This window comes from Desulfosporosinus sp. FKA (assembly GCF_002196785.1).
GTDB classification, from domain to species: domain Bacteria; phylum Bacillota; class Desulfitobacteriia; order Desulfitobacteriales; family Desulfitobacteriaceae; genus Desulfosporosinus; species Desulfosporosinus acididurans.
In genome coordinates this window covers 17,077-35,153 of the sequence record NZ_NAHZ01000028.1, presented here as the reverse complement: position 1 = coordinate 35,153, position 18,077 = coordinate 17,077, and the positions used below count along the sequence as shown (strand labels likewise).

General features: G+C 44.2%; 19 protein-coding genes. All 19 read left to right on the top strand.

Annotation, left to right across the window (positions count from 1 at the left end; all coding sequences use genetic code 11):
* Nucleotide 1 precedes the first annotated feature (1 nt).
* The 19 genes from tsf (at nucleotide 2) to truB (ending at nucleotide 18,073) form a co-directional block, all read left to right on the top strand.
* The gene (gene tsf / locus B5771_RS10570) at nucleotides 2-655 is read left to right on the top strand and encodes a translation elongation factor Ts (protein WP_088187471.1); all 654 of its coding nucleotides are present in this window, start codon (nucleotides 2-4) and stop codon (nucleotides 653-655) included.
* 98 nt (nucleotides 656-753) lie between these two features.
* On the top strand, nucleotides 754-1,479 hold the full coding sequence (gene pyrH, locus B5771_RS10565; RefSeq protein WP_088187470.1) for a UMP kinase: 726 nt from the start codon (nucleotides 754-756) through the stop codon (nucleotides 1,477-1,479).
* Nucleotides 1,476-2,033: a ribosome recycling factor gene (frr, locus tag B5771_RS10560; protein WP_047811200.1), complete on the top strand. Its 558-nt coding sequence runs from the start codon at nucleotides 1,476-1,478 to the stop codon at nucleotides 2,031-2,033. The genes pyrH and frr overlap by 4 nt, the downstream gene beginning before the upstream one ends.
* Nucleotides 2,030-2,248 carry a hypothetical protein gene (locus B5771_RS10555; RefSeq protein ID WP_047811201.1) on the top strand — a complete coding sequence of 73 codons (219 nt, stop codon included), beginning with the start codon at nucleotides 2,030-2,032 and terminating at the stop codon, nucleotides 2,246-2,248. The genes frr and B5771_RS10555 overlap by 4 nt, the downstream gene beginning before the upstream one ends.
* Nucleotides 2,249-2,322: 74 nt before the next feature.
* Nucleotides 2,323-3,087: an isoprenyl transferase gene (locus tag B5771_RS10550; RefSeq protein WP_088187469.1), complete on the top strand. Its 765-nt coding sequence runs from the start codon at nucleotides 2,323-2,325 to the stop codon at nucleotides 3,085-3,087.
* Nucleotides 3,088-3,097: 10 nt separating this feature from the next.
* On the top strand, nucleotides 3,098-3,880 hold the full coding sequence (locus B5771_RS10545) for a phosphatidate cytidylyltransferase (protein ID WP_088187468.1): 783 nt from the start codon (nucleotides 3,098-3,100) through the stop codon (nucleotides 3,878-3,880).
* 10 nt (nucleotides 3,881-3,890) lie between these two features.
* Nucleotides 3,891-4,994, top strand: coding sequence for a sporulation integral membrane protein YtvI (ytvI, locus tag B5771_RS10540; protein WP_088187467.1), 1,104 nt, complete (start codon nucleotides 3,891-3,893; stop codon nucleotides 4,992-4,994).
* A gap of 55 nt (nucleotides 4,995-5,049) precedes the next feature.
* On the top strand, nucleotides 5,050-6,189 hold the full coding sequence (locus B5771_RS10535) for a 1-deoxy-D-xylulose-5-phosphate reductoisomerase (protein WP_088187825.1): 1,140 nt from the start codon (nucleotides 5,050-5,052) through the stop codon (nucleotides 6,187-6,189).
* A gap of 123 nt (nucleotides 6,190-6,312) precedes the next feature.
* Nucleotides 6,313-7,383 carry an RIP metalloprotease RseP gene (rseP, locus tag B5771_RS10530; RefSeq protein WP_047811204.1) on the top strand — a complete coding sequence of 357 codons (1,071 nt, stop codon included), beginning with the start codon at nucleotides 6,313-6,315 and terminating at the stop codon, nucleotides 7,381-7,383.
* A 29-nt stretch (nucleotides 7,384-7,412) separates the two neighbouring features.
* On the top strand, nucleotides 7,413-8,492 hold the full coding sequence (gene ispG, locus B5771_RS10525; protein WP_088187466.1) for a flavodoxin-dependent (E)-4-hydroxy-3-methylbut-2-enyl-diphosphate synthase: 1,080 nt from the start codon (nucleotides 7,413-7,415) through the stop codon (nucleotides 8,490-8,492).
* Nucleotides 8,493-8,539: 47 nt separating this feature from the next.
* A complete protein-coding gene (locus tag B5771_RS10520; protein WP_088187465.1) occupies nucleotides 8,540-10,264 on the top strand; it encodes a proline--tRNA ligase in 1,725 nt (574 codons plus the stop codon).
* A 346-nt stretch (nucleotides 10,265-10,610) separates the two neighbouring features.
* Nucleotides 10,611-11,069, top strand: a complete 459-nt coding sequence (gene rimP, locus B5771_RS10515) for a ribosome maturation factor RimP (protein WP_088187464.1) — start codon at nucleotides 10,611-10,613, stop codon at nucleotides 11,067-11,069.
* A gap of 39 nt (nucleotides 11,070-11,108) precedes the next feature.
* Nucleotides 11,109-12,440, top strand: a complete 1,332-nt coding sequence (gene nusA, locus B5771_RS10510) for a transcription termination factor NusA (protein WP_088187463.1) — start codon at nucleotides 11,109-11,111, stop codon at nucleotides 12,438-12,440.
* Between the two features lie 21 nt (nucleotides 12,441-12,461).
* Entirely contained in the window at nucleotides 12,462-12,725 is a 264-nt protein-coding gene (locus B5771_RS10505; RefSeq protein WP_088187462.1) for a YlxR family protein, read from the top strand.
* Nucleotides 12,722-13,018 carry a ribosomal L7Ae/L30e/S12e/Gadd45 family protein gene (locus B5771_RS10500; RefSeq protein WP_088187461.1) on the top strand — a complete coding sequence of 99 codons (297 nt, stop codon included), beginning with the start codon at nucleotides 12,722-12,724 and terminating at the stop codon, nucleotides 13,016-13,018. Before B5771_RS10505 ends, B5771_RS10500 begins: the two co-directional genes overlap by 4 nt.
* A gap of 44 nt (nucleotides 13,019-13,062) precedes the next feature.
* Nucleotides 13,063-15,837, top strand: a complete 2,775-nt coding sequence (gene infB, locus B5771_RS10495; RefSeq protein ID WP_088187460.1) for a translation initiation factor IF-2 — start codon at nucleotides 13,063-13,065, stop codon at nucleotides 15,835-15,837.
* A 20-nt stretch (nucleotides 15,838-15,857) separates the two neighbouring features.
* Nucleotides 15,858-16,232, top strand: coding sequence for a 30S ribosome-binding factor RbfA (rbfA, locus tag B5771_RS10490; RefSeq protein WP_088187459.1), 375 nt, complete (start codon nucleotides 15,858-15,860; stop codon nucleotides 16,230-16,232).
* On the top strand, nucleotides 16,225-17,205 hold the full coding sequence (locus B5771_RS10485; protein WP_088187458.1) for a bifunctional oligoribonuclease/PAP phosphatase NrnA: 981 nt from the start codon (nucleotides 16,225-16,227) through the stop codon (nucleotides 17,203-17,205). Before rbfA ends, B5771_RS10485 begins: the two co-directional genes overlap by 8 nt.
* Nucleotides 17,189-18,073, top strand: coding sequence for a tRNA pseudouridine(55) synthase TruB (gene truB, locus B5771_RS10480; protein ID WP_088187457.1), 885 nt, complete (start codon nucleotides 17,189-17,191; stop codon nucleotides 18,071-18,073). The genes B5771_RS10485 and truB overlap by 17 nt, the downstream gene beginning before the upstream one ends.
* Nucleotides 18,074-18,077: the final 4 nt, after the last annotated feature.

Genomic DNA, 18,077 nt, shown 5'->3' with positions numbered 1-18,077 from the left:
TATGGCTGAAATTACGGCAGCGCTGGTTAAAGAGTTACGTGAACGTACTGGCGCAGGAATGATGGATTGTAAAAAGGCTTTAACTGAGTGTAATGGCGACATGGATAAAGCTAGCGACTTTTTACGTGAAAAAGGCTTAGCGGCAGCAGCTAAAAAGGCAGGACGAGTTGCAGCAGAAGGAACTGTTGAATCCTATATCCATGGAGGCGGACGCATCGGAGTGCTCCTGGAAGTGAATTGTGAAACAGACTTTGTGGCTCGCGGAGAAGAATTTAAATTACTGGTTAAAGATGTTGCTATGCATATCGCTGCTGCAAATCCTCAATATCTTAACAAAGAAGAGGTCCCTGAAGATATCCTGCAGCATGAGCGAGATATTTTGAAGGCTCAAGCTCTTAATGAAGGAAAGCCGGAAAAGATCATCGAAAAGATGGTTGAAGGACGTATTGAGAAATATTATAAAGAAGTATGTTTAATGGAACAAGCTTTTGTCAAAGATCCTGATAAGACCATTAGCGATTTAGTGCTTGATAAAACTGCTAAAATCGGGGAACGAATCGTTATTCGTCGCTTTACGCGCTATGAATTAGGTGCAGGCATTGAAAAACGACAAGAGGATTTTGCTTCAGAAGTCATGAAAGAAATTAATCGATAGTTGTTAGAAAATTGATCTAGAGAACACCCTGGTGTTCTCTTTTTCGAATGTAAAGTGACTTAGTACTTACTTGAAAAAGGATTATTTGGAGGTTATCCATGGAAAAACCGCAATATGGTCGAGTCATCCTGAAAATAAGTGGAGAAGCGTTAGCAGGAAATCAAGGGTTTGGTCTTGAACATAATATGCTGACCACCGTCGCCAGGCAAGTGGCGGAGATCAGAGCTTTGGGAGTAGAAGTTTGCGTGGTTGTCGGCGGCGGTAATCTCTGGCGTGGAATCGCCGGAAGTGCTCAAGGGATGGATCGGGCTACTGCTGATTACATGGGAATGCTGGCGACAGTTATGAATGCTCTAGCCCTGCAGGATGCTTTAGAAAAAGCAGGCTCTGATACCCGAGTGTTATCAGCCATTGAAATGCGTCAAGTGGCGGAACCCTATATCCGCCGACGAGCGATTCGCCATATGGAAAAAGGTCGTATTGTAATTTTTGCCGCCGGAACTGGGAATCCTTATTTTTCCACTGATACTACAGCGGCACTGCGTGCAGCTGAGATTGAAGCAGAAGCCATCCTGATGGCCAAGAAGGTTGATGGCGTTTATGATTCCGATCCTGTAAAGAATCCTCAAGCTAAGAAATTCGATCGTCTCAGTTATCTTGAAGTTCTAAGCAGGGGTTTAGGAGTAATGGATTCTACAGCGACGTCACTTTGTATGGATAATAATATTCCTGTCATCGTTTTTGATTTAACAAAAGAAGGCAATATCAAGCGAGTCGTTCTCGGTGAATCAATTGGAACATATGTTGGGAGGGATAGTCAATGATCTCTGAGGTAATTAAGGATGCGGAAGAGCGAATGCGTAAAGGAGTTGATGCTCTGCGCAAGGAATATGGATCGATACGAGCCGGTCGAGCTAATCCGAACGTCTTGGATAAGGTCACGGTTGAATATTATGGTGCCCCTACACCAATTAATCAACTGGCTAATGTCTCAGCCCCGGAACCAAGGCTGCTTGTAATTCAACCTTGGGATAGATCAGTTTTGCCTGCCATCGAAAAGGCCATTTTGAAATCTGATCTTGGACTTAATCCCTCAAGTGACGGCAGCGTAATTCGCTTGCTGATTCCGCAATTAACCGCTGAACGAAGAGCAGAAATTGTAAAAAAAGTTAAAAAAGAGGCTGAGGATGCTCGAGTTGCTGTAAGAAATGTCCGACGGGATGTTAATGATAAACTGAAAAAATTAGAAAAAGATCATGAAGCCTCTGAAGATGAAGTTAAACGCGCGCAGGATGAGGTTCAAAAAATCACTGACCGAATTATAAAAGAGATTGAGCATGTTATGGAAACTAAGGAAAGTGAAATCACCGAAGTATGACATTTTCGTGGTACGGATTAAATTGGGATGAAGTAAGAAGAGATCTTGAAGCTTTGGGTAAACCGTATGCTTTCCAAATCACTTATCCGCGTGGTAAAATGGAAACAGGGGGCAGCTTGCGAGTTGTCCGTCTGCGGGAGTTTGAAGATCGAGTGGATATTATTTTGGCCCATGAGAAGTACTCACGCTGTGAGCATCGACCCCCTAATTGTTAAGGGGGTCTTTGACCTCTCTATGTGATTCTGACCGATCTGTTTAGGAATCGAATATCATATTATGAGGTGGAATAATGTGGTTCAAATCTTGGAACCAAACGAAAGATAATTTACAAGACCAGGTTGCTATGGACTGCCTCCCTCGTCATATTGCTATTATCATGGATGGGAATGGGCGCTGGGCCCAGAAACGTGCTTTGCCTCGTTCAGTGGGTCATCGTGCAGGTGTTGAAGCTTTGCGCGAAATAGTCAAGACGTGTTCCAAATTAGGAATTGAGATTTTAACAGTATATGGATTTTCAACCGAGAATTGGAGCAGGCCTAAGGATGAAGTTGGCATATTAATGAAATTATTGACCGAATATCTCAGAAAGGAACTCGAAGAACTGCATCAAAATAATGTTGTCATTCGAGCCATTGGGATACTTAAGGATCTTCCTCTGGAAGCACAACATGAATTGGAACGTGCCGTAGAGCGTACTAAAAACAATTCAGGGTTAGTCCTTAATCTGGCTTTAAATTACGGTGGACGCTCCGAGATTATTGATGCGGTCAAGAAAATGAGCCGAGATGTTTTAGAAGGAAAACAAAAGATTGACGATATTGATGAGAAACTCTTTAGCGATAAGCTTTTTACGGGCGGACTTCCTGACCCGGATTTGTTAATAAGAACTTCGGGTGAAATGAGATTAAGTAATTTTCTCTTATGGCAGCTGGCTTATACAGAGATTATGGTTGTTGAGGAGTTCTGGCCAGACTTTGGAGAAAACTCCTTAATAGAGGCGATAAAAGTATACCAGAAACGAGATCGCCGTTTTGGCGGAATACATACAAATTGAGGAAATTGTGATGTTTAAACGAACCATTAGTGCCTTGATTGGTGCTCCGCTTCTTTTAGGGCTGACGTATTTGGGAGGCCCTTATACAGCTTTTCTTGTGGCTGTGCTGGCCTTATTAGGCTTACGCGAGTTTTTGCGCATAGGCCAACATATGGGCATGAAGGTTTGGAACATATTGACTGCCCTGGCGACAGTCGGCTGGCTCGTTATTGTTTTCAGGTACGGCTCTGAATGGATGTCAACAGCTATTATATTTTGGCTGCTTATGACCTTTGGCCGTCTTGCTCTGACTTACCCGGAAACCCCCTTCACAGAAGCAAGTTTTAATTTTTTAGCTGTCATGTATTCAACCGTTTTACTATCCCATTTATACTTACTGCGCCAGCTTCCTCATGGTTTAGAGTGGACCTTTCTGACATTTTTTTTGGTATGGGCGACGGATACTGGTGCATACCTTATTGGAAGAGGATTTGGCAGACATCTGTTAGCTCCTCAGGTCAGCCCTAAGAAAACTGTTGAAGGTTCCATTGGCGGATTGTTATCAAGTGTTGTCGTTGCTCTTTTGTTTTGGCGCTTGGCGAATGACGCAGCATTTCTTACGTATTTTGTTTTAGGAATTACGATTGGCATTAGTGCTCAAATTGGTGATCTTTTTGAATCAGCTTTAAAGCGAACGGCGGGGGTTAAAGATTCGGGAAGCATAATACCGGGACACGGAGGGATCTTAGATCGGTTTGACAGCCTGATTTTTGCTCTTCCATTGGTATATTATGGTGTGATTTTGCTGTCGTGAGGTGAGAGTTATGAGCATAGACCAAAAGCATCCTTTGTGGACTAATCTTAATAGACTTGCTCTGGTAACGAGTATTCTAGTCCTCTTGAAGATTTTTACCTATTTTTTTCAAGTATTTTTGCCGGTCTTTGGCGACGTTTTAGGGAAGGCCTTTGGTGCATTTTTACCTTTTATCATAGCGCTTATTCTTGCTTTTTTACTCGAACCGTTGGTTGTCAGAATTATGTACATCATTCATATACGACGGCCCTTCGCTGCGATTCTTACGTTAATTCTAGCCATTGCTGTTCTCAGTCTTTTTGTCTTCTTAATTGTTGCCAGACTTTATACCGAGCTATCTGAATTAGCTGTCACTCTTCCTAATTATGGTTATTTAGTAAATTTGGTGACTCATCAAATTGATACTATCGAAAAGTATGTTACTGTTAATCCTCAGATCCAAAGTACTTTGACCACATCCACCGAGAGCCTCGCAAGAATGCTTCAAGAATGGGCAAAATCCGGGAGCTTGTTTTTGCTTGGCTTTCTTACTGCTTTGCCTCGTGTCTTCATTGTTATGGTTGTTTCTCTCGTGGGAACGTTAATGATGAGTTCCAGCTATCCTAATGTCCGCCAGTTTATCTCAAACCTTTTTCCGCGCCGCTGGCATGTCAGCGCTCAAGCAGTTAGTCAGGATTTAGGGGCTGCGGTTGTCGGATATATTCGGGCTTTGGCAATTCTGATGTCGGTTACGGCATTTTCAACGATTATCGGCCTTCTGATTATCGGGAACAGGTATGCGGTTACCTTAGGTGTTTTAGCAGGACTATTAGATGCTGTTCCCATTGTAGGAACGGGTCTCTTATTCGGCCCCTGGATTATCGGTTTGTTAATTCTCGGCTCATTCGGTGCAGCGCTTAAGGTTCTGATTATGTGGGTTGTTACAGTAGTGGTTCGTCAGTTTCTGGAGCCAAAAATCATGTCTCAGGGAATTGGACTTCACCCTCTGCCTACATTAATATCTATGTATGTCGGCCTTGAGCTTTTAGGATTTGTTGGCATTTTAGTAGGTCCGGGTATCGTCATTAGTTACGAGGCGTTGCGCAAAGTTGGAATTTTTGGGCGTAGGGATTAAAGGCTCAGGAGGGTCACTTAAACTAGTTATTAACAGGAAGAAGATGATGTTTGAGTTGAAAACGCTAACCATCTTAGGCTCAACTGGCTCAATCGGACGTCAAACCTTGGACGTTGTTCACCATTCGGAGGGGCAGCTAAAGGTTCATGCTTTGGCGGCTGATAAAAATGTGAAACTAATAGAAGAGCAGGCCCGTTTTGTTCGTCCGGCTGTTGTAGTTATGATGGATGAAGGTGCGGCTCGTGAACTTAGGGAACGATTGTCGGATACATCAATAAGAGTCATGCAAGGCATGGACGGTATGATAAATTCGGTTGTCGCCCAAGAAGTGGATACCGTCGTTACTGCGCTTTCCGGGCGTATCGGGCTGGAACCGACACTTGCGGCACTTGAAGCCGGAAAGGCAATCGCCTTGGCTAATAAGGAAACGTTGGTTGCCGGTGGAGAGTTGGTTATGGCGAAAGCAAAAGCCATGAATTGCCCGATTATTCCTGTCGACAGCGAACATTCGGCTGTTTTCCAGTGTCTTGAAGAGAATCCTGAAACCCTTGAAACTATAATTTTGACTGCCTCAGGAGGACCATTTTTTGGCTGGTCCAAGCAGGAGCTGGCGAATGTCACCCTTGAAAAAGCCTTGCGTCATCCAAACTGGTCAATGGGAGCAAAGATTACCATCGATTCTGCTACGATGATGAATAAGGGACTCGAGGTCATAGAGGCTCATCATTTATTTGCTGTCGATTATGACCACATTGAAGTTCTTATCCATCCACAAAGTGTTGTTCATTCTATGGTGCAATATCGTGATGGCTCTGTTCTTGCCCAATTAGGAAAAGCGGATATGCGCTTACCAATACAATATGCTTTAAGTTATCCGACACGCTGGAAAAATCCCTTTGAGCGACTCGATCTAAGGGGAAAGACCCTTGCGTTTTTCGAGCCTGATTTGGAAGGCTTTCCGGCTTTAGCTTTAGCCTATAGGGCAGGACGAAGAGGCGGAACGCTTCCTGCAGTTATGAATGCGGCAAATGAAGTTGCTGTATCGGCTTTTCTGCAAAATAAACTACACTATCTTAAAATTTATGAAATTGTGGAAAAGGTATGTTCTGAACATCATGTTTTAGATCATCCGGAATTGGGAAGTATACTCGATGCAGACACATGGGCACGAGGTCGTACCTTAGAACTCCTTTAGGAGTTGCTTCAAATAGCATTGTAACGTTTCATGACTGTGAACTCAAAAAACTTCTATCAAAACTAAGTGTTCTATCATAGATGGTCGAAGGTTTTTGAATGTCGAGATAAAGGAGGGTTAAATGTGACTACAGCGCTCGCCATTATTTTCGTTTTTGGAAGTATGGTCATGATTCATGAGTTTGGTCATTATATGGTTGCTAAATTAATCGGTGTAAGGGTTATAGAGTTCAGTTTTGGCTTTGGTCCTAAAATTATTGGGTATCAAGGGAAGGAAACTCTTTATGCTTGGAGGCTTATACCTCTGGGTGGATTTGTAAAACTTCACGGTATGGACGCGGAAATCGATGAACAAGGGAGAACAATCATAGCTCCTGTTGATGATGAGCAAAGCTTTATGAACAAGCCGGTCTGGCAGCGGATGGCGGTTATTGCTGCGGGTCCGCTCATGAACTTTGTTTTAGCGATTGTCTTGTTTGTTGGTGTTTTTGCCTATTTGGGAGTGCCAACTCAGAGCAACAGCAACGCTATTGGTTCTCTTGTCAGCGGAAAACCTGCAGCAGCCGCAGGGATACAGCCGGGAGATAAAATTCTGGCAGTAAACCAAGAATCTACACCCGATTGGAATCGTCTTACTGAAGTTATTCACGGCAAACCGAATCAACAACTCGCCCTTACCATCGAAAGTGCCAAGGGAAATAAGACTCATGTTGTATCGGTCAAGACTGAGAAAGATGCCCAAACAGGGTATGGGATGATTGGAATTGCACCGGAAGTTGTTTATATGCATGCGTCGATTCTTCAGTCTACGGGATTCGGATTCCAACGCACCTTAGACTTTACTAAGTTCATTGTCGTGACCTTAACCCAAATGATTACGGGCAAAATTCCCGCTGAGGTGGGCGGCCCTGTAATGATTGCCCAAGCAATCGGAGAAGGCGCTCATGAAGGACTGTCCAATTTGCTTGGCTTAACTGGGGTATTAAGCATTCAATTAGGTCTTATTAACTTGTTTCCAATTCCGGCGTTGGATGGAAGCCGACTTGTTTTCTTGCTGTTTGAAGGATTACGAGGGAAACCCTTAAACCCGGAAAAAGAAAATATGATTCATCTGGTAGGGTTTGTTTTACTCATGGCCCTTATGATTGCTGTTACTTACAAAGATGTGGTGCGCCTTTTTGTTAAGGCCGGTTAGACGAAGGGAGAATCTGGAGGTTATATGTTTTGCAAAGAAAAAAAACTAAACCGGTGCAGATAGGCTCTGTAGTTATTGGCGGGGGAGCTCCTGTTGTTGTACAGTCTATGACTAATACGGATACACGTGATGTGGAGAAGACACTGCTGCAGATCAATAACTTGGCTCAAGCCGGGTGCGAAATTGTACGACTGGCGGTTTTGGACATGGATGCGGCGGAGGCTTTGAATGCTATTGTCCTTGCAAGTCCTCTCCCGACTATTGCCGACATTCATTTTGATTATCGCCTGGCCATTCGTGCTCTTGAGCAGGGGATCCACGGTTTGCGCCTCAATCCGGGAAATATCGGTGCTCGCTGGAAAGTTCAAGAAGTTGTGAAGGCGGCAAAAGAACGGCAAATTCCTATTCGTATCGGGGTCAATGGGGGATCATTAGAAAAAGACATTTTGGAAAAATATGGGGAGCCAACGGCTGCCGGAATGGTGGAAAGTGCTCTTAGACATATACGGCTCTTGGAAGACGAAGGTTATGATAAGATCAAGGTTTCCTTGAAAGCCTCTTCTGTTCCCATAATGCTGCAAGCTTATCGACAAATATCAGAATATGTCGATTACCCCTTGCATTTAGGTGTCACTGAGGCAGGAACAGTTCGTTCTGGTGTTGTCAGATCAGCGGTTGGCATTGGTACGTTACTTGCTGAAGGAATCGGAGATACCATTCGAGTATCCTTAACCGGTGATCCTGTGCACGAGATTCCTGTCGCGCTTGAGATATTGCATGTTCTTGGGTTAAGACAACGGAGCATTGATTTAATCAGTTGTCCAACTTGTGGACGAACTCAAGTTGATCTGGCGGCCTTGGCTGAAAAAGTGGAGGAACGGCTTTCCCAGCTGCCCCCCTTAGATAAACCTTTGAAAGTTGCCGTTATGGGCTGTGCGGTTAACGGCCCCGGTGAAGCCCGAGATGCTGATTTCGGAATCGCCGGAGGCAAGGGAAAAGGACTCTTATTCCGTAAGGGAGAAATTGTCGCCAGTCTTAGCGAAGAGGAGCTGTTGCCGGCGTTACTTGAGGAAATTGAAAACTACGTCTCAGCTCACAAAAAACGGTGAACTCGGGATTCCTCTTACTGTTACATAAAGGAAAGGAATGGCTATAAATGCGCGTTAGTCAATTATTAAATCCAACTCTGCGTGAGGTACCTGCTGAAGCGGAAATTATTAGTCATCAATTGATGCTTCGAGCCGGCTTAATACGCAAATCTGCTGCGGGAGTATATACCTATTTGCCTCTGGGTTTACGAGTCTTAAAAAAGATTGAAGCCATAGTTCGTCAAGAAATGGATAGTAAAGGCGGGCAAGAAGTATTGATGCCAATTATGCAGCCTGCGGAATTATGGCAGGAAAGCGGACGCTGGGATGTCTATGGAGAAGAAATGTTTCGCTTAAAAGACCGCCATCAGAGAGAGTTCTGTCTGGGGCCGACTCATGAAGAAATTATTACTGATTTAATCCGGGGAGAAATTCGCTCTTATAAACAACTGCCAATTCTTCTCTACCAGATTCAAAATAAATATCGGGATGAACGCCGCCCACGCTTTGGTTTAATGCGCGGACGGGAATTTATTATGAAAGACTTATATTCCTTTGACCGCGATGAAGCAGGCCTTGATGTTAGTTATCAGAAAATGTACGATGCCTATTGCCGGATTTTTTCGCGCTGTGGTTTAGCCTACCGTCCCGTTGAGGCCGACGCGGGAGCGATTGGTGGTACAGGAGGTACCCATGAATTTATGGTGTTGGCTGATTCGGGCGAGAACTCTGTTGTTTATTGCCCGGATTGTAACTATGCGGCAAATGTCGAAAAAGCAGAATGCCAGCCTCAGCCTGTAGAAGCAAAAGCAGAAAAGGGAGAACGTCAACTGGTGCACACGCCTAAGGTAAAAACAATTGACGAAGCCTCAGATTTCTTAAAAGTTCCGGCAACCAGCTTTATTAAGTCCCTGCTTTATCAAGGGGATGACAAACTCTTCCTCGTACTCGTTCGCGGAGACCGGGAGGCCAATGAGATCAAGATAAATAACGCCTTAGGCGGGTTTATTTCTCTCCAACTCGCTTCGCCAGAGACTGTGAAGAAACTATTGGGATGTGCCCCAGGTTCCGTAGGCCCTGTTGAGGTACCGCCAAGTTTATTGGTTATTGCTGATCAAGAGGTCCCATTAATGGAATATGCTGTTTGTGGTGCCAATAAGGATGATTATCATCTTGTCGGTATCGATCTGAAAACAGAACTGCGGATTGATCAGATTCATGATCTAAGAACTATTGTTCCAGGAGAAGCATGCCCGAATTGCGGGTCTTCTCTCAAAGAGGCTCGGGGTATTGAAGTTGGTCAAGTCTTTAAACTTGGGACCAAGTACAGTAAAGCTTTGGGGGCAACTTTCTTAGATGAAAACGGTGTGGAAAAGCCCTGTGTCATGGGATGCTATGGAGTTGGTGTGAGTCGGACAATGGCATCAGCTATTGAGCAGAATTATGATGAATCGGGGATCATTTGGCCAATACCGATTGCACCTTATCATTGCATTCTTGTACCGGTAAGCACGAAAGATACTCAAGTGGTTGAAGCTGCTGAAAAACTCTATCAGGAACTTCAAAGCTTGGGAGTTGAAGTTATTTTAGATGATCGGGATGAACGAGCGGGTGTTAAGTTCAAAGATGCAGATTTGGTTGGCTATCCCTTACGTATTACCATCGGAAGTAAGACTCTAGCCAATGGACAAGTTGAGCTTAAAGAACGAAAAGGCGGAGATATACGCCTGGTTTCTCTAAATGATACTGCTGGGCAGGTCAAAGCTATTATTGAAAAAGGCATGTCCTTTTGATCGTCCCTTGAGGGGGAGCAAAAGACCATGGTTCTAAGGTTGCACATGTTGGATGGATATGCTATATTAGTATAAGGAATTTGTAGTGATTGTTGGAAAGGAGTGGGTAGTAGCCCGCTCCTTCGTTTGTTCCCTATCGGAAAGTATCAACTTTTAAAAAATGCTATCGCGCTGAAGGATGAACTCTACCCCCACCGAAGCAAGGTATGGGAACCACTCCCACTTGTAGAAGTGGGAGTTTTGCGACTGGATAAATTCGGGCTGAGTATAACTCGAGAACATCTTCGTTAGAATATACTGGGAACCTTCTTTTCTCCTTAGTTAAATTGATAAAGGGGCGCTTAATATGAATGATTCATTGGAACAAAAAATCGCATTGCTGGTTGAGCCGTATGCTAAAGAAAAAGGGCTCGAATTAGTCGATGTTGAGTACATAAAAGAAGGTGCACACTGGTATTTGCGTCTCTTTATTGATAAGGAGGGGGGCGTGGATATGGACGATTGTGCGGAGATGAGTCACGCCGTGAGTGATATGCTTGACGAGAAAAACCCAATTCCTCAGGCGTATATGTTAGAAGTTTCTTCTCCTGGTTTAGAACGGCCTCTAAAAAAAGACGAGGATTTTATCCGTTTCCAGGGAAGGTTAGTTACAGTGCATACGACGTCGCTGGTTCAAGGATACAATGAATTTACCGGTAATTTGGTGGGCCTCATAGACGGCGAAATTGTTTTAGAGCATGAAAATAATCGGATTTCGATTCCGCGTGCCTTGACGAAGAATACTCACCTAGCATTAGATTTTTAGATTAGTTAGGGACAATAGAATAAGGAGGAACAAGGAAAAATGAATATGGACTTCATCGAGGCTCTTCATGAATTGGAAAAAGGGCGGGGGATTTCGGCTGAGATTTTATTTGAAGCTATTGAAGCTGCTCTGATTTCCGCTTACAAGAAGAATTTCGGGTCTTTACAAAACGTACGAGTTCTTATCGACCGCATGACGGGAGAGTTTAAAGTATTCGCTCGCAAAACGATCGTGGAAAATGTTGAAGATTCGCGAACTCAAGTAAGTCTAGAAGATGCTCGAAAACTTAATCCCAGCTATCAGCTTGAAGATATCGTCGAGTATGAAGTAACGCCTCGGGATTTTGGACGAATTGCGGCTCAAACAGCCAAACAGGTTGTCGTTCAGCGTATCAGAGAAGCTGAACGAGGTATGATTTATGATGAGTATGTTAATCGGGAAGGCGATATTGTTACTGGCGTTGTGCAGCGGTATGAACAGAAGAATGTTATCGTTGACTTAGGTAAAGTCGAGGCGGTGCTGCCGGCTCAAGAACAAATTCCCGGTGAGGTTTACCAATCCTTTGAGCGAATAAAAACCTATGTTGTGGAAGTAAAAAAAACCACGAAAGGTCCCCAAATTATGCTGTCACGGACTCATCCGGGTCTGATAAAGAGATTATTTGAATTGGAAGTACCGGAGATTCATGATGGAGTTGTGGAAATAAAAGGCGTTTCCCGAGAGGCCGGCGCTCGCTCCAAAATTGCGGTCTATTCGCGGGATTCCAATGTTGATCCGGTTGGAGCTTGTGTTGGCCCGAAAGGAACGAGAGTCCAGACCATCGTCACGGAGTTAAAAGGGGAAAAAATTGACATCGTTAATTTTTCCACCGACCCTCATGAATTTGTCGCCAATGCCCTTTCGCCGGCTAAGGTTGTGGGAGTGTATCCGAAAACTAATGAAAAAGTAGCTGTCGTTGTTGTTCCCGACTATCAGTTATCTCTTGCTATTGGCAAGGAAGGGCAAAATGCTCGCTTAGCCGCTAAACTAACTGGATGGAAGATCGATATTAAAAGCGAATCTCAAGCAGTTGCTTTAAACCTTGTTGCGGAAAATCCAGAGGATGGGTACGAAAATTTTGAGGACTACGGCGAATATGAAGAGTATATGGAATATGATGAATTTGCAGATATAGATCAAAATCAGGATAACGAACAGGAATACGTTGAAGATGAGTCAGCTTTAGATAATGATGATACTAACAAATATCAAAACTCTGACGAATATAACGAGGAATCGATGAAACAACTATCCGATCAAGACATGGATGATATTTTGGATTGGGTGTCTGAGGACGATTTGAACGGAACCATTAATTCTGATAAGAAATAATGAAAGAGAGCGGGTGAAGGTATGAATACACGGAAAGTTCCCATGCGGATGTGTTTGGGTTGTCAACAAATGAAACCTAAAAAAGAGCTTCTGAGAATCGTTAGAACTCCGGAAGGAACTGTTGAACTCGATTCAACGGGGAAAAGGAATGGACGTGGGGCATACATTTGCTCTGACTTGACTTGCTTTAGAACAGCAGTTCGTGAGCATCGGTTCAGAAAAGCCTTTGAAGTGGATATTGATCCTAAGGTTTTGGCAGATTTAGAAGGGAAGATTTCTCCGTGAATTCACGAATCCAGGCCTTAATGGGACTCGCACGCCGAGCAGGCAAAATAGCCTCCGGGGAAGCACAAGTTGAGGCATTATTAAAAAAAAAGAAGGGGTATTGCCTTATCTTGGCCGAAGATGCACCAGGGGCTTATAAAAAATTCGATCAATGGGCAAAAGATTTAAAACTGCCAGTGGTTGTCACTGGAACTAAGCACGAGTTAGGGCATTCAATAGGACTTTCGCCGCGTTCAGCAGTTCTTATATTAGATCAGGGGTTTGCAAAAGCTATTTTACTAGCAAGGAGCTGATGCTTGGAGCGTAATGGGGGAGCCGAATATGTGGGGGTGGTTAAATGAGTATTCGTGTTCATGAATTAGCAAAGGAATTAAACTTTAGCAGTAAAGAAGTGATTACAAGACTCTTAGCTTTAGGAACGGATGTTAAAAATCATTTAAGTACTGTCGATCAAAAAGATGCTGATCGCTTAAGGGATCAACTGAAGGGAAAGGAGATAAATTTGGATCATTCTGAACGTAAAAATTCTGAGGAAATAAAAACAAAACCATCTGAAATCGGTCAAGAAGATCGGACAGCGGAAGGGCGGACTTCAATGCCGCGTCCCGCTTATCAAGGACAACCGCAAGGTTCTCGTTCAAATCAAGTCCATAACCAAGGTCCGCGGCCTAATGCCCAAGGACCGTCTCAAGGACCCCGCACGGGTACTCAAAGCCCACGCCCAGGATATCATGGTCAAGGGCAATCCCAAGGCCCGAGACAAGGCTATCAAGGACAACCACCAGGACCACGCCCCAGTTATCAAGGACAGCCCCAAGGCCCGAGACAGGGTTACCAGGGACAATCCCAAGGTCCGAGACAAGGTTACCAGGGACAATCCCAAGGTCCGAGACAAGGTTACCAGGGACAATCTCAAGGCCCGAGACAAGGTTACCAGGGACAATCCCAAGGTCCGAGACAAGGTTACCAGGGACAATCCCAAGGTCCGAGACAAGGTTACCAGGGACAATCCCAAGGTCCGAGACAAGGTTACCAGGGACAATCCCAAGGTCCGAGACAAGGTTACCAGGGACAATCCCAAGGTCCGAGACAAGGTTACCAGGGACAATCCCAAGGGCCAAGACAAGGCTACCAGGGACAATCCCAAGGCCCGCGTTCTTCATCTCCCCGAGCTGGGGCAGGTATCCCAGCAGCTCCGGTAATAACGGAGCAAGTGAAACGACAAACACCAGCCAGCAAAAAGGCGCAAGATAAAGCCTATGAACGAAAACGCGAAATGGAAAAAGAACGCGAAAGTGTGCTCCGCGCGCCCCATAGGCGCGTTCAAAAACAGTCCAAGAAAGAAATTAAAGATACTACTCCAAAACACATTGTCATTCAGGAATCAATTTCTGTTCAAGATTTAGCTATTAAAATGAGCCGCAAAGCCGGAGAACTCATAAAACATCTTATGAATTTAGGAGTTATGGCAACCATAAATCAAGAACTGGATTCGGAAACAGCAACCATTCTTGCCAATGAAATGGGCGTCACTGTTGAAGTAAAGGCGGAAAAATCGTTAGCTGTTATTGAGGAGATAGAAGATGACCCGAAAGATCTTGCTCTCCGCCCGCCGGTTGTTACAGTAATGGGGCATGTCGACCATGGAAAAACCTCTCTGTTGGATGCAATTCGTACTACAAATGTTACTTCTTCCGAAGCTGGAGGAATTACTCAGCATATCGGTGCCTATCAGGTAGAAATCAAGGGCCAGAAAATTACCTTTTTAGATACACCCGGTCACGAGGCATTTACGGCAATGCGGGCACGCGGTGCTCAAGTAACAGATATAGCGGTACTTGTAGTTGCTGCTGATGACGGGGTTATGCCTCAAACCGTTGAAGCCATTAATCATGCCAAGGCCGCAGAAGTCCCGATTATTGTGGCTATTAATAAAATCGATAAGGAAAATGCTACCCCCGAAAGAGTTAAGCAAGAATTAACCGAATACGGATTAGTGGTTGAAGAATGGGGTGGAGACACGATTGCTGTTCCCGTATCGGCAAAATCAAAGGTTAATATCGAGCAGCTTTTGGAAATGATACTCCTCGTTGCAGAAGTTCGTGACCTTAAGGCCAATCCTAACCGACTGGCAGCAGGAACCGTGATCGAAGCTGAGCTGGATAAAGGAAAGGGACCTATAGCCACGGTACTTGTCTCCAAGGGTACACTCAATGTTGGGGATGTTGCTGTTGCAGGCTGTGCCTTTGGCCGAATTCGAGCTATGGTCGATGACAAGGGCCGACGTGTTAAAAAGGCTGGGCCATCTATGCCCGTTGAAATACAGGGCCTGTCAGAAGTGCCTGAAGCCGGAGAGCCTTTTGCTGTGGTAGCTGATGAAAAATTAGCACGTCAAATTACCTCGGCACGGACGGCAGTACGAAAGGTTGAAGAGTCAAAGCGTACTGTCGTAAAAGTCAGTTTGGAGGACCTCTTTGATAAGATCAAAGAAGGAGAAATTAAAGAGCTCAATATCATCATTAAGGCCGATGTTCAAGGTTCTGTAGAAGCCCTTAGACAATCCCTATTGAGGCTTTCAACGGATGAAGTCCGCGTAAATCCTATTCATGGCGGTGTCGGTGCAATTAATGAGAATGACATCATGTTAGCCTCTGCCTCCAACGCGATTATCATTGGCTTTAATGTTCGGGCAGATTCGAATATGAAAGCTACAGCAGATCTTGAAGGTGTTGATTTGCGGTTTTACAGAGTTATCTATGATGCCATTGAAGATGTTAAGGCTGCTATGACTGGTCTCCTGGATCCAACCTTTAAGGAAGTTGTTCTGGGTAAAGCTGAAGTTCGCCAAGTTTTCAAAGTTCCCAAAGCAGGAACTGTTGCCGGTTGTATGGTAACAGAGGGAAAAATTCTTCGTTCGGCAAAGGTACGCGTTATCAGGGATGGCATTGTGATTCATGAAGGAGAAATGGAATCTCTGCGACGCTTCAAAGATGATGTCAAAGAGGTCTTAGAGAGCTTTGAATGCGGAATTGGAATCGAAAAATATAATGACATTAGAGAAGGAGATATCCTTGAAGCATTTGCTCTAGAAGAGGAAAAAAGAACATTATAGTAATCCCAGGAGGGATACCTATGTCAAAACATCGACCTAACCGTTTGGCTGAAACTCTGAAAGAAGAAATATCTCAAATGATTTTAGTTGAACTCAAAGATCCTCGAATAGGCTTTGTCACAGTAACAAGTGTGGATGTGGCTAATGATTTAGCTCATGCTAAAGTCTATGTCAGTGTTATGGGCAATGAGGAGGAGACTAAAGCATCTTTAGATGCCCTTAATAGAGCGGCCGGTTTTATCAGAAGTGAAATTGGGAAACGAATTCGTTTGCGACATGCACCAGCCATAGTTTTCGTCAATGATCCATCGATCCAACATGGCGCCCATATTGCTAAGTTGCTGCGCGACGTTGGTGCAGCGGATACTGCAGATGAGGATGATTCGCATGAGTGAACGTCTATTAACCGAAGAAATACTAGAAGTTCTGAGAAAAGCGCCATCGGTGGCGCTTTTCTCCCATGTCTCGCCGGATGGCGATTGTTTAGGATCTATGTTGGCTCTTGGACTTGCCCTCGAAATAATGGGCAAAAAGGTAACGTTCTTTAATCCGGACCGCGTACCGATGGCTTTAGCTTTTTTGCCAGGTTCTGACCGTATTCAGCAAACTTTGCCGGATCCGAGGCCACAAGTTTTAGTCTTTGTGGACTGTACGGATCTAAGACGTGTATCATTAACTCCAGATTATTTTGGTGATAGTATTGTTATCAATATTGATCATCATATTTCTAATCAAAAGTTTGGACATTATAATTGGATTAATGATCAGGCGAGCGCTTGTGCTGAAATTTGTCTAACATTGCTTAAACAATTGGGGATTGCTATTAATCGAGAAATAGCGACAAATCTCTATACAGGTATTGTTACTGATTCAGGATGTTTTCAATATAGCAATACAACAGCGCACACTCATCGTCTAACCGCAGAACTTATTGAGACAGGATTGGATTTAGCAAGCATCCATTATCAGTTATTTGACCAGAAACCACTTGCTCAGGTTAAGCTCTTGCAAGCAGCCTTAAATAGCCTGGAGCTATACGCTGATGGACAGTTGGCAGTTATGACCTTAACTCTTGAGAATTTTCGGCAAAGCGGAGCAGACCAGGAACTCAGTGAGGGATTGGTTAATCATGCACGGAGCATTAAAGGGGTAGAGGTAGCCGTTTTGCTCAAAGAAGTGGGGGCACAAGAGATTAAGAGCGGTTTTCGCTCCAACTTGTGGTTTGACGTCAATAAGGCTGCATCACAATTTGGCGGCGGGGGACATAAGCGTGCAGCTGGTTGTACATTCAAGGTTTCGCTCATTGAGGCAAAACAACAGGTCATTAGTGTCATTGAGGAGGGGTTAATCCTTGGACGGCATCGTTAACGTCCTTAAACCGCCGGGAATGACCTCTGCGGATGTTGTTGCTTGGATGCGCAGAACACTGAAGACTAAAAAAATTGGTCACACCGGCACTTTGGATCCTGGAGTTGTCGGAGTTTTGCCCATTTGTGTAGGAAAAGGAACTCGTCTTGCTGAATATATTACTGAGCAGGGAAAGGCATATCTTGCTGAGGTTACCTTTGGAATAAAAACCGATACCCAAGATTCTTTTGGGAAAACGGTCTTTGAGAAACAGCCTTTTCTTAAACGAGCTGAAGTGGAGAGAGAGTTAAGGAAATTCACAGGCAAAATTTCGCAAATTCCTCCCATGTTCTCAGCGGTACACAAAGATGGTAAGCGTTTATATGAATATGCTCGGCAAGGAATTTCTATCGAACGAGAGCCGCGTGAGGTAACTCTTTATAAGCTCGAGCTTAAGAAATGGTATGATGAAGAATTTCCAAGAGCACTTTTATATATCGAATGTTCCAAAGGAACTTATATTCGAACATTATGTCATGACTTAGGTGAGGACTTAGGCTGCGGGGCTTATATGTCGTACTTGCTTCGGGTTCGGTCCGGCCCTTTTGAAATTCAAGACAGCTGGACTTTGGAAGAGATCGATGAGACTGTTCAAACATCACTGGTTCCCTTTCTTTTGCCTTTAACAGCCGGTATTGACCTGCCCAAGGTCTACTTATCAGCTGCTCGGGCTAATTCTTTTCGCAATGGGTTATCAACAAAGAGAGAACTAGTCAGGACATCAGAACCTATTTCAAACTCTCAGGTTCAAGTTCTTGAGGGAGAGTTGTTAATTGGAATTGGAGTGTGGCGTGAAAATTCTCTTTTTCCCTATAAGGTTATTGGATGATTTA